The organism is Streptomyces sp. NBC_00425 (assembly GCF_036030735.1).
In the GTDB taxonomy this organism is placed as follows: Bacteria; Actinomycetota; Actinomycetes; order Streptomycetales; family Streptomycetaceae; genus Streptomyces.
Genome location: NZ_CP107928.1, coordinates 5,807,799 through 5,819,077, shown reverse-complemented (window position 1 = coordinate 5,819,077; position 11,279 = coordinate 5,807,799). Strand labels below are relative to the sequence as shown.

Here is an 11,279-nt window from a genome sequence, read left to right as displayed (position 1 = left end):
TTCCGCGGGAAAATGCCAGAAGACTCACCCTCGACGCACACGTTGCGTAGCTTCTTCATCACTCAGCCGAACGGCGGGCGGGAGGGGGAGCCAACGGTGCCCGGAATCGACGAGTGTCTACTGGAGGCCATGCGGCTGCCCGGCGCACGGGGCGCGGCGCTGGTCGACTGGACGAGCGGGCTGGCCCTGGGCGCGGTCGGGGAGTTCCCCGGCGGCGACCACGAGGCGGCGGCCGCCGAGGCCGCGGAGGTCGCCCGGCTGACGGCGGAGCAGCGGGCGTTCACACCGGACGGCCACGACGGTCCCTTCGGTCACGAGGACCGCGAGGGCGCGGCGGGGGCCGCCGATCCCCCGGTCGAGGACCTGATCATCAGCAACCGGGACAGCTACCACGTGCTCCGGTTCGTGCCGACGTCCTTCGACAGCAGCGTGTTCCTGCACGTCTGGCTGGCCCGGTCGGACGGCAACCTCGCCCTGGCCCGGATCAGGCTGGGCGAGATGGCCGAACGGCTGGTGCTGGGATGACGGCGGTGAGAACGACCCCGCCGGGCACGACCCCGCCGCCCCGGCTGCCCGTCCGGGAGAAGTCGGCGGCGCAGGGGCAGGGCGGCGGGCTGTCGCCGATGCTGAACCGGCTCGCCGCCGAACGCGCGACGGGCGTCCTGGAACGCGAGCGCGGCTCGCTCTACCTCGCCGAGGGGCGGGTGGTGCACGCCGAGAGTCCCCTCGCCCCCGGCCTCGACGTGCTCCTCCTGGCCCACGGCACCCTCTCCCCCGCCGTCTGGCAGGACGCCGTCGAGCGGGCCGACGAGGACTACGGCATCGCCCGCCTGCTGCTCGACGCCGGCCGTGTCCCGCGCGGCGCGCTGGAGCTGTGCCACCTGGAGGCGGTGTTCGACGCGGCGTACTTCGCGCTCGCCCCCAGCAGCACGCCGGGCCGCTTCCACTACGGCGCCCGGCACCGGCTCGGCGCCCTCAGCCCCGTCCCGGTCGGCACGGTCGAGCGCGAGACGCTGCGCCGGCGCGCGCTGCTGGACCGGCTGTGGCCCGACCCGGCGACCGACGGATCACCGCTGCGCCGGTCCGAGGCCGTCGCCGCGCCCGCGCCGACCGCCCGGCAGAGCGCGGTGCTCGCTCTCGCCGACGGGATACGCACCGCGCCGGACATCGCCCGCGAACTGGGCCGACAGGCCTTCCACACGCTGGTGGACGCCCGGCGGCTGGCGGCCGCCGGTCTGCTCAGCGCGCTCTTCCCGCCCCCCGGCCCGCACCGCCTGCCGACCGGATTCCCGCCCCGCCACGCACTCCCCGCGACCGGGTCCCCCGCGGCCGCGGACCCCACAGCCGGGGTGATCGCGCCCGGAGCCCCGACGACCGGGGCCCCCGCAGCCGCGGGACTCCCCGCACCCCCCGTCCCCGACGCCCCGCAGGGCATCGCCCTGCCCCGCGTCAACGACCCCGACATCACTCTGCTGAAGAGGCTCAGGGATGCGCTGGAGGCCCTTTGAACGGCAGCGACCGCGCGCCGAGAGGAGCGAGCTGATGGCTTCCGCGCCCGAGATACTCGACGAGCTGAAGCGACTACGGGCGCGGGTGCCCCAGCTGACCGGCGCGCTGGCGGCGGGTGTGGACGGACTGGTGCTCGCCCACGACACCCCGGGCGTGGAGCCGGAGGTGGTCGCCGCGCTGACCGCCGCCGCCCTCGGCGTGGCGGTGCGGATGGCGGACACGACCGGCCAGGGAGACTTCCGCGAGCTGCTCGTGCGCGGCCGGTACGGCTACGTCTCGACGTACTCGGCCGGCGAGAACGCCGTGCTGACGCTGCTCGCGCAGGACCGCGTCAACGTCGGCCGGCTGCACCTCGAGGGACGCCGGGCCGGTGTCCGCATCGGGGAGCTGGTCGACGCGCGGGAGGCGACGGCGCGGGCGGCCGCGGCGGCCGCCCCCGTGAAGACACCGCCCAAGCCGCCCGCGAAGGCGCCGGTGCGGACGCCCGCGAAGCCCACGACCGTACGGACCAGATCGGCGCGCGGCCCAGCCACCACCAACGCGCGCACCACCACGGAAAGTTGAAGGAACCGAGGAGCACAGTCATGGCCAATACCGAGACCTGCCTGAAAGAGGCGCTCGCCTCCATCGAAGGCGCCACCGGAGTCGCGCTCGTCGACTACACCAGCGGCATGGCGCTGGGCACCATGGGCGGCGGCAAGACGTTCGACCTGAACGTCGCCGCCGCCGGCAACACCGACGTGGTGCGCGCCAAGATGCGCACCATGGAACACCTCGGGCTGAAGGCCCAGATCGAGGACATCCTGATCACTCTGTCCGACCAGTACCACATGATCCGGCTGATCAGCGGCCGCGGCGGGAACGGCCTCTTCCTCTACCTGGTGCTGGACGCCAAGCGGGCCAACCTGGCGATGGCCCGTCACCAGCTGAAGAGGATCGAGGAGGACCTCGAGGTGTGACCTGACCGGCGGGTCAGGTCCGCAGGGCGCGTCCGACAGGCCCTGGGTCGCGTCCGACAGGCCCTGGGTCGCGTCCGACAGGCCCTAGACCAGTGCGGCGGCGCGGCGGCGGGATCCGCCCGGGGCCGCGTCGCCCGCCGCGATGCCGGTGCTGCGGTACGCCTTGACGGTTCGGCCGGCGGGGCGTCCGCCGCGTCGGTCCAGCCAGTCGACGCGCACCCACAGCAGCGCGTCGTCGGCACGCTCGCGCCGACCCAGCCAGGAGGCCTTGAGCCACAGCCCTGCCCCGCAGCCGGCGAGCAGCATGCCGCCGGCCGCGGGCACGGCGAACGCGCTGCCGAGCGCGGCGAGGAAGGCCGGCAGCAGCCACCGGCGGTGGCCGCGCCGCCAGGCGCGGACGGTCACCGCCCGGTCCTGGAGCACGTCGTGCTTGCCCGCACGGACCGCGCCACGCCCGAGTTCCGTGAACCGACGACGGCCGCGCACCGCCGTGACCGCCGCGGCCACGAGGAACAGCGCGGCTCCGGCCCACACCCCGATCCGCCGCCCGGTCAGGCCGGGCACCAGGACCCCGACCCCGGCCGCGAACACCCCGCACCACCACAACGGCGCGGCCCCGGCCCGTACGACGACGGCCACCCGAGCCAGCCCCTGCCCTCCGCGTGCCACGTCCGCCTCCTCGTCACTCCGGCTCCCTCTCGTGGCCGTTCAGCGTAGTCAGCGAACGTGAGACGAGTCTGAGAGGCGCGGCCTTCACTCCACGAAGAGGCCGCGTGTCGCCGCCCGTGCGTCGAACTCCTCCAGCCGGGCCTGTGCATCGGGCAGGTCGTCGCACATCGCCTCCAGCAGCACCCGCCCGAGCAGCATCGGCGCGCACGCCGTGTCGAAGGCGAGCCCGGTGCCGACGGCGGCCGGCAGCAGCAGGTCGGAGACCTTGGCGACCGGCGCGAACGCGGAGTCGGCGACCGTCACCACGCTCAGCCCGGCTTCCCTGGCATAGGCGAGGGTGTCGACGACCTCCCGCGGGTGGCGGGGCAGCGCGAAGCAGAGCAGCGCGGAGGCGCCGGCCCGGACCGCGGCGTCGATCCGGTCGTGGATCATCGTGCCGCCCTCGTGCAGCAGCCGTACGTCGGGATGCACCTTGGCGGCGAAGTAGGCGAAGCCGTACGCCTGGGAGGCTGCGGCCCGCAGTCCGAGCACCGGCAGCGGCCGCGAGGCCGCCAGCAGCCTTCCCGCCCGCTGCACGGGCCGCGGATCGGCGAGCAGTTCGGCCAGGTGCCGCAGGTTCTCGATCTCGGCCTGGACGGCCTGCTGGTAGGCGTTGTACGAGGCCGAGCCCGGGGTCCGGTCGGCGGGGGCGACCTCGCGCAGGTGTTTGCGCAGGGCGGGGTAGCCGTCGAAGCCGAGAGCGACCGCGAAGCGGGTCACGGACGGCTGGCTGACCCCTGCCAGCTCGGCCAGCTCCACGCTGGACAGGAACGGCACGTCGGCGGCGCGCCGCACCATGCTGTGCGCGATGCGCCGCTGGGTCGGCGTCAGCCGATGGCCTTCGAAGAGCACCTGCAGCCGGGCCGCCGGGCTGTCCGGCAGTGCCGCACCCTGGGCGCCGGCACCCGGCACACGCTCACCCGGCCCAGGCCCCGCCCCCGCCCCCGGACGCGACCTCGGCCCGGTCCCGGACGCCGGCCCCGTCCCGGACCCCGCTCCCGCTCCTGATCCCGCATCCGTCCCCGCGTCCGTCTCCGCGCTCATGCCCGCTCCCCCTTCAGCCGCCCGCGATCCGAGCCGTCGACGAGCTTATTCAGCTATCACGCACTCTGCATGACGTCATACAGCCAAGCAAGGGAGGCCCGAAGCCCCGCCTGGCCCGCCCGGCGAACCCGGCGAACCCGACGGACCAGGCGGGTCAGACGGGCCGGGCGGGCCAGGCGGGCCAGGCGGGGCACGCGATCAGGCGGGGCGCTTCAGGCCCCAGGTCTGCAGGGCGTAGGGCCGCCCCTTCTCCTCCCCCTCGATCAGCGGGACGCCGAGCAGGCGGAAGCCCGCCCGGGTGGCCACGGAGACGCTCGCGGCGTTCTCGGCCTCCAGCTCCAGGACCACCTGTGCCACCTCCAGCTGCTCGAAGGCGTACGCGGCCATGACCCGCACCGCCCGCACGGCCAGCCCGCGGCCGCGGTGCGCCGGGCCGACCGCGTAGCCGATCTCCGCGCCCTCGGGCGTCCGCCGCAGCATCACCTCGCCGAGGGGTGCGTGGCCGTCGACGGTGACGGCGAGCAGGACGGTCGTGCCCTCCGCCCGCAGCCGCCGGGCCCGGTCCAGCCGCGCGCGGGCGGCCGCCGCGTCGAAGGGGGAGACGATCGGCGTCCAGTACGCGATGTCGGGGTGGTCGAACAGATCGGGCATCGCCGCCAGGTCCGCCTCCGTCCAGTCGCGCAGGACGAGGCCTTCCCCCACGAGCTCGATCCGGTCGGGAAAGGGCGGTGTGCTGCTCATGGTGTAGGACCTCCCAGGCCTGTTCAGGACGGAGCAGCCTAACCGGGGCCGACCCCGGTGCGGGTCGTCGGTCGGCCGGATCCCGGCGGCGTCCGCCTCATGCCGCGGACGCGTCGCCCGGGACCGCGGACCAGGCGACCCCGGCGGCCCCGACCCCGAGAGGGGGGCTGTCCCCAGTGCGACGGGCGCACGCCCTCTCTAGCCTGGTCCCATGACGGGACGGGAGACCACCATGGAAGCGCGGGACACAGACCTCAAGAAGGATCTGGACGCCACCCTGCAGACCCGCAGGGAACTCGGCGAGGAGTACGAGTCCGCGCTGGTGGACTCGTTCCTCGAGAAGGTCGACCAGCGCATCGACGGCGCGGTGGAGCGCCGGGTGCGTCGCCAGTTCGCGGAGCAGCAGATGGCGGCGGCCCGCGACTCCCGCTCGCCGAAGGCGACGGACTCGTGGGGCGAGCGCTTCGGTTTCGGCATCGTCTCACTGGTGCTGGCGGTCCCGCTGTCCGGGATCGGCGCGGGCGTCGAGGGCCTGCCGGGCCTGATCGTCTCCTGGGTGGGCATCGTCGGCGTCAACGTGGTCCAGGCCGCCCGCAGCAATCCCGGTCTCTTCCGTGGTCGGCGCCGCTCCTCGAAGGACGGCGACTGGGAGGAGTGAGCGGCGCCACAAGGCGCCCTCGGGCCGGGTGCACGCGTGGGAAGACGTGAGGCGAAGGCCGTGCGCGGGGACGGCGGCGCACGGGGAAGGCGACCGCGAAAAAGCTGTGCGCGGGGACCGCCGCACCCCCGTTGCCGGGGGGCGGGACGACGGCGGTCCCCGCGAGGGACGCGGGCCGGGTCAGGCCGGGTCGCCGCGTCCATGGCGTCTGTGGAAGGTCCGGGAGCCGCTCCGGAGGTCCGTGACGCCGTTTTGGTGCCGGCCGGGGAGCCGCTCCCTGCCGACATCCACAAATATGCCGGACGCGTGTTAACCGGGTGCTGCGCGGACGTGACGCGCGCGTACCACTTCCGCGAAGTCCACCACTTCGGTGGGGAAACGGAATTTCAGCGCCCCGAGGGGCCGTTCACCGCAGGTTTCCCCGCCGTGACGGCCCCTGTCACGCAGACGTCACTTCCCGCCCTTGGCCAGGAAGGCCAGCAGGTCCTGGCGGCTGACGACACCGGTGGGCTTGCCCTCGACGAGGACGATCGCCGCGTCGGCCGTGCCGAGCACCGACATCAGGTCGCCGACCGGCTCACCGGAGCCGACCTGCGGCAGCGGCGCGGACATGTGCTTCTCCAGCGGGTCGCCGAGGGAGGCCCGCTGGGTGAACAGCGCGTCGAGCAGCTCCCGCTCCACGACCGACCCGACGACCTCGGCCGCCATGACGTCGGGGTGACCGGCGCCGGGCTTCACGATCGGCATCTGCGAGACGCCGTACTCGCGCAGCACCTCGATGGCCTCGCCGACGGTCTCGTCCGGGTGCATGTGGACGAGGGACGGGATGGCGCCGTGCACCTTGTCGTTGAGGACGTCGGCGACGCGGGCGCTCGGACCCTCGTCCTCGAGGAAGCCGTAGTCGGCCATCCACTCGTCGTTGAAGATCTTGCTGAGGTAGCCGCGGCCGCTGTCCGGCAGCAGCACGACCACGACGTCGTCCGGGCCGAGCCGCTCGGCGACGCGCAGCGCGGCGACCACGGCCATCCCGCAGGAGCCGCCGACCAGCAGGCCCTCCTCTTTCGCGAGCCGCCGGGTCATCTGGAAGGAGTCCTTGTCGGACACCGCGACGATCTCGTCGGCGACGGTCCGGTCGTAGGCGGTCGGCCAGAAGTCCTCGCCGACGCCCTCGACGAGGTACGGCCGCCCGGACCCGCCGGAGTACACGGACCCCTCGGGGTCGGCGCCGACGACCTGGACCCTGCCCTCGCTGGCGTCCTTCAGGTAGCGGCCGGTGCCCGAGATGGTGCCGCCCGTGCCGACGCCCGCCACGAAGTGGGTGATCCGTCCCTCCGTCTGCTCCCACAGCTCGGGGCCGGTGGAGTGGTAGTGGGAGAGCGGGTTGTTCGCGTTGGAGTACTGGTCCGGCTTCCACGCGCCCGGCGTCTCACGCACCAGCCGGTCGGAGACGTTGTAGTAGGAGTCCGGGTGCTCGGGATCCACGGCGGTCGGGCAGACGACGACCTCGGCCCCGTAGGCCCGCAGCACGTTGATCTTGTCCGTCGACACCTTGTCGGGGCACACGAAGATGCAGTGGTACCCCTTCTGCTGGGCCACGATGGCGAGCCCGACACCGGTGTTGCCGCTGGTCGGCTCGACGATCGTGCCGCCGGGCTTCAGCTCCCCGCTCTGCTCGGCGGCCTCGATCATGCGCAGGGCGATGCGGTCCTTCACGGAGCCGCCCGGGTTGAAGTACTCCACCTTGGCCAGGACGGTCGCCCGGATGCCCTTGGTCACGCTGTTGAGCTTCACCAGCGGGGTGTTGCCGACGAGGCTGATCATCGAGTCGTGGAATTGCACCGTTGTCTCCGGTTGCTTGCAAAAACAGTGGTCGTAGTGGTGACGCCAGAGTACGGGTCGGGCTCTGACCGAAGCGGCATGTTCACACCTCGTCGAGATTGGGCGACCGTCCGTACGGGGCAAGGAGTGGGTGTACGGACACGAGGAGGTGGCGTCGAGGCATGACGAGCATGTCGAGGGCGAGAGTGGCCCGGCGCATCGCGGCCGGCGCGGCCTACGGCGGCGGCGGACTCGGGCTGGCCGGGGCGGCGGCGGCCGGACTGGTGCTGGCCGAGATGCACCTGGCCCGACGCCAGGTGAGCAACGGGGTTCATCCGCACGTCCCCCAGGCGGACGGCCGCTACGGCGTCGCCTATGACGCCCCCGGTCCCGGCAGGGAACCGCTGCGGCTGACGATGCTGGGCGACTCCACGGCGGCGGGCCAGGGCGTGCACCGCTCCGGTCAGACGCCGGGGGCCCTGTTGGCCTCCGGGCTGGCGGCGGTCGCCGAGCGTCCCGTGGAGCTGCGCAACGTGGCGCTGCCGGGGGCCCAGTCCGACGATCTCGACCGGCAGGTCGCGCTGGTCCTGTCGGACACCGACGGGGCGCCCGACGTCTGCGTGATCATGATCGGCGCGAACGACGTGACCCACCGGATGCCTCCGACGCGCTCGGTGCGGCATCTGTCCGCGGCGGTGCGGCGGCTGCGCACGGCCGGCGCGGAGGTCGTCGTGGGCACCTGCCCCGACCTTGGCACCATCGAGCCGGTCCAACAGCCGCTGCGCTGGCTGGCCCGCCGGGCCTCCCGCCAGCTGGCGGCGGCCCAGACGATCGGCACCGTCGAGCAGGGCGGTCGCACGGTGTCGCTGGGCGACCTGCTCGGCCCCGAGTTCGAGGCGAATCCGCGTGAGCTGTTCGGCCCCGACCACTACCACCCGTCGGCGGAGGGGTACGCGACGGCCGCGATGGCGGTCCTCCCCACGGTCTGTGCGGCGCTCGGCCTGTGGCCGGCCGACGAGGAACGCCCGGACGCCTCCCGCCACGAGGGCTTCCTGCCGGTCGCCCGTGCGGCGGCGGAAGCGGCCTCGGAGCCCGGCACCGAGGTGACGGCCGCGATGCCGACGGGCCCCCGGGGCCCCTGGGCCCTCCTGAAGCGCCGGCGCCGGCGGCGGGTGTCGGAATCGGAACCGACCTCCCCGACCAACGCCTGACCCCCGGCCCGCCAACCCGTCCGTCCGACGCCGGCCGGACCCTCGGCACGCCAGTCAGCCCGTCTGGGGGCGCCCCTCTGGGGGAGTTTGAGGACGAGGCCCGTTCAGGGCCGTAGGGGGTCCGGGGGCGCAGCCCCCGGGGTCCGCGCCCCACCGGCACAATCCCGCCCCACCGCCGAAGGCCAAAGCAAGCGCTTAGTAAATTGCGGCCAGGGTCACACCGCGACACCAGTGACCCAGGCCATACGTACGGGTAACTTCCCAGGAAGCCGTCCCCGTACGAATCTCGCCAATGGAGCCGTGATGCCCGAAGCCGTCATCGTCTCGACCGCCCGCTCGCCCATCGGCCGCGCTTTCAAGGGCTCCCTGAAGGACCTGCGCCCGGACGACCTCACCGCCACGATCATCCAGGCGGCCCTCGCCAAGGTCCCCGAGCTCGACCCGAGGGACATCGACGACCTGATGCTCGGCTGCGGTCTGCCCGGCGGCGAGCAGGGCAACAACCTCGGCCGGATCGTGGCCGTGCAGATGGGGATGGACCACCTCCCCGGCTGCACGATCACCCGCTACTGCTCCTCCTCCCTGCAGACCAGCCGGATGGCGCTGCACGCCATCAAGGCCGGCGAGGGCGACGTCTTCATCTCGGCGGGCGTCGAGATGGTCTCCCGGTTCGCGAAGGGCAACTCCGACAGCCTTCCGGACACCCGCAACCCGTTCTTCGCCGAGGCCGAGGCCCGCACCGCGGCCGTCGCGGCCCAGGAGGGCACCACCTGGCACGACCCGCGCGAGGACGGCCTCGTCCCGGACGCCTACATCGCCATGGGGCAGACCGCCGAGAACCTCGCCCGCGTGAAGGGCGTGACCCGCCAGGACATGGACGAGTTCGGCGTCCGCTCGCAGAACCTCGCCGAGGAAGCCCTCAAGAACGGCTTCTGGGAGCGCGAGATCACCCCGGTGACGCTCCCCGACGGCACGGTCGTCTCCAAGGACGACGGCCCGCGCGCCGGCGTCACCCTCGAGGGCGTCCAGGGCCTGAAGCCGGTCTTCCGCCCCGACGGACTGGTCACCGCCGGCAACTGCTGCCCGCTGAACGACGGCGCCGCCGCGGTCGTCGTGATGAGCGACACCAAGGCCCGCGAGCTCGGCCTCACCCCGCTCGCCCGCATCGTGTCGACCGGCGTCTCCGGCCTGTCCCCCGAGATCATGGGCCTCGGCCCGGTCGAGGCGAGCAACCAGGCCCTGCGCCGGGCCGGCCTCACCATCGACGACATCGACCTGGCCGAGATCAACGAGGCGTTCGCCGCCCAGGTGATCCCCTCCTACCGCGACCTGGGCATCCCGTTGGAGAAGGTGAACGTGAACGGCGGCGCCATCGCCGTCGGCCACCCCTTCGGCATGACGGGCGCCCGCATCACCGGCACGCTCGTCAACTCCCTCCAGTTCCACGACAAGCAGTTCGGTCTGGAGACCATGTGCGTCGGCGGCGGCCAGGGCATGGCGATGGTCATCGAGCGCCTCAGCTGACCCACCCCTGAGTGACCGCTTCGGCACCTGCTGTGACGGAATGGCCCGGAGTCCGGAAAGCACCCGGACTCCGGGCCGTTCTGTGATCCAATCTCCCCCAGGATGTGACCTATCTCCCTCCCAGGAGGGGTTCACCCAGCTCAGCGCCTTTCGGCAGTAAACCGGAGGACCAAAGTCCTGCCCGTTTCGTGACGTTACGCACTGACAGGTGGATAGTCCGCCCTTCAAGCTGATGCTAGGAAGTCGGGGGTCGACTTGAAACCGGGAGTACGTCAGTGAGCGCCATGCCGATCGCCTTGCTGGTCACCACGGCCGCCACGGGCGCCGTGGGCGTCGCCGTCCTGCGCACCCTCATGCAGTTGCGCCGGCAGGTCGCCGCCCTGCACCTCCAGCTCGCCAGGAACGCCGAGGACGCCGCAGCGGACCTGCGCGGCTTCGTCCCGGCCGCCCGCACCACCGCCGACGCGGCGGAGATACGCGCCGCCGTCGCCGACGCGCTCGCGGAGGAGCGGGAGCGCGAGCTCGCCGAGGCGCGTGCGTTCTGGGCCGCCCAGGAGGCGCGTGACGCCTCCGACGCCCCGTCGCTGCTGGGCCTGCCGGACAGTGAGCTGTTCCTGCCCCGCCAGGCCGACCTGCTGGGTCTGGAGCCGTTGGAGTCGGTGGCCGAGCCGGCCGCGGACGCCGACGAGTTCGCCGGGGAGCTGGCCGGAGAACTGGCCGGGGAGTCCCCCGAACTGGCCGCCGCCCGCCGCCGGCACCCGTCCCACCCGGACTTCGTGCCGGTGCAGTCACCCGTCGTGAACGACCACGAGCGCACGGTCGCCGCCCTCGAGGAGCTCGCCTCTTCGCAGATCGAGCTGACCGACGTCCGGCCGGGCCCGCTCGGCACTCTCGACGTCTACGTCTTCGCCGACGGCACCACGCTCTGCATGACCCCGGGTCACCGCGAGACGGCCGAACGGCTCTCCGCGGCCCTGACCGCGGGCCAGACGCCGTTCCTGCTGGGCGGGTCGGGCATCTCGGGCGCCTACACCCTGACGTTCCAGTGCGGCGGGGACAACGTCTACATCCTGGCGGACCGCGTCATAGCGAGCCTCTGAGCGTCCT

12 protein-coding genes are annotated in these 11,279 nt (G+C 73.2%); 8 read left to right on the top strand and 4 right to left on the bottom strand.

The window, feature by feature from the left end:
- The first annotated feature begins 96 nt into the window (after positions 1 to 96).
- From OHS82_RS25470 to OHS82_RS25455, 4 genes are read left to right on the top strand one after another with little or no spacing between them, the layout of a single operon-like run.
- The gene (locus OHS82_RS25470; protein WP_079041248.1) at positions 97 to 525 is read left to right on the top strand and encodes a hypothetical protein; all 429 of its coding nucleotides are present in this window, start codon (positions 97 to 99) and stop codon (positions 523 to 525) included.
- Entirely contained in the window at positions 522 to 1,508 is a 987-nt protein-coding gene (locus OHS82_RS25465) for a transcriptional regulator (protein ID WP_328434612.1), read from the top strand. The genes OHS82_RS25470 and OHS82_RS25465 overlap by 4 nt, the downstream gene beginning before the upstream one ends.
- Positions 1,509 to 1,542: 34 nt before the next feature.
- The gene (locus OHS82_RS25460; RefSeq protein ID WP_057578581.1) at positions 1,543 to 2,073 is read left to right on the top strand and encodes a roadblock/LC7 domain-containing protein; all 531 of its coding nucleotides are present in this window, start codon (positions 1,543 to 1,545) and stop codon (positions 2,071 to 2,073) included.
- A 20-nt stretch (positions 2,074 to 2,093) separates the two neighbouring features.
- Complete coding sequence (locus OHS82_RS25455; RefSeq protein WP_057578582.1) at positions 2,094 to 2,468, top strand: hypothetical protein; 375 nt, start codon at positions 2,094 to 2,096, stop codon at positions 2,466 to 2,468.
- Between the two features lie 84 nt (positions 2,469 to 2,552).
- Here the strand turns inward: OHS82_RS25455 and OHS82_RS25450 are convergent, their stop codons facing one another.
- From OHS82_RS25450 to OHS82_RS25440, 3 genes are all read right to left on the bottom strand, one after another.
- A complete protein-coding gene (locus OHS82_RS25450; RefSeq protein WP_079041249.1) occupies positions 2,553 to 3,137 on the bottom strand; it encodes a hypothetical protein in 585 nt (194 codons plus the stop codon).
- Positions 3,138 to 3,221: 84 nt separating this feature from the next.
- Positions 3,222 to 4,220 (bottom strand): MurR/RpiR family transcriptional regulator, encoded by a 999-nt coding sequence (locus OHS82_RS25445; protein WP_242433147.1) that lies wholly within the window; start codon positions 4,218 to 4,220, stop codon positions 3,222 to 3,224.
- Positions 4,221 to 4,418: 198 nt separating this feature from the next.
- The gene (locus tag OHS82_RS25440; RefSeq protein WP_057578585.1) at positions 4,419 to 4,961 is read right to left on the bottom strand and encodes a GNAT family N-acetyltransferase; all 543 of its coding nucleotides are present in this window, start codon (positions 4,959 to 4,961) and stop codon (positions 4,419 to 4,421) included.
- Positions 4,962 to 5,193: 232 nt separating this feature from the next.
- Here OHS82_RS25440 and OHS82_RS25435 point away from each other — a divergent pair, with 232 nt between their 5' ends.
- Positions 5,194 to 5,619 carry a hypothetical protein gene (locus OHS82_RS25435; RefSeq protein WP_057578587.1) on the top strand — a complete coding sequence of 142 codons (426 nt, stop codon included), beginning with the start codon at positions 5,194 to 5,196 and terminating at the stop codon, positions 5,617 to 5,619.
- A gap of 450 nt (positions 5,620 to 6,069) precedes the next feature.
- On the opposite strand, the gene OHS82_RS25430 is transcribed toward OHS82_RS25435, so the two are convergent.
- Positions 6,070 to 7,458, bottom strand: a complete 1,389-nt coding sequence (locus OHS82_RS25430; protein ID WP_057578588.1) for a cystathionine beta-synthase — start codon at positions 7,456 to 7,458, stop codon at positions 6,070 to 6,072.
- A 161-nt stretch (positions 7,459 to 7,619) separates the two neighbouring features.
- On the opposite strand from OHS82_RS25430, the gene OHS82_RS25425 reads away from it, so the two are divergent.
- From OHS82_RS25425 to OHS82_RS25415, 3 genes are all read left to right on the top strand, one after another.
- The gene (locus OHS82_RS25425; protein WP_328434611.1) at positions 7,620 to 8,648 is read left to right on the top strand and encodes an SGNH/GDSL hydrolase family protein; all 1,029 of its coding nucleotides are present in this window, start codon (positions 7,620 to 7,622) and stop codon (positions 8,646 to 8,648) included.
- Positions 8,649 to 8,951: 303 nt separating this feature from the next.
- Complete coding sequence (locus OHS82_RS25420; protein ID WP_057578593.1) at positions 8,952 to 10,172, top strand: acetyl-CoA C-acetyltransferase; 1,221 nt, start codon at positions 8,952 to 8,954, stop codon at positions 10,170 to 10,172.
- Between the two features lie 284 nt (positions 10,173 to 10,456).
- On the top strand, positions 10,457 to 11,272 hold the full coding sequence (locus tag OHS82_RS25415; protein WP_199863784.1) for a hypothetical protein: 816 nt from the start codon (positions 10,457 to 10,459) through the stop codon (positions 11,270 to 11,272).
- Positions 11,273 to 11,279 lie beyond the last annotated feature (7 nt).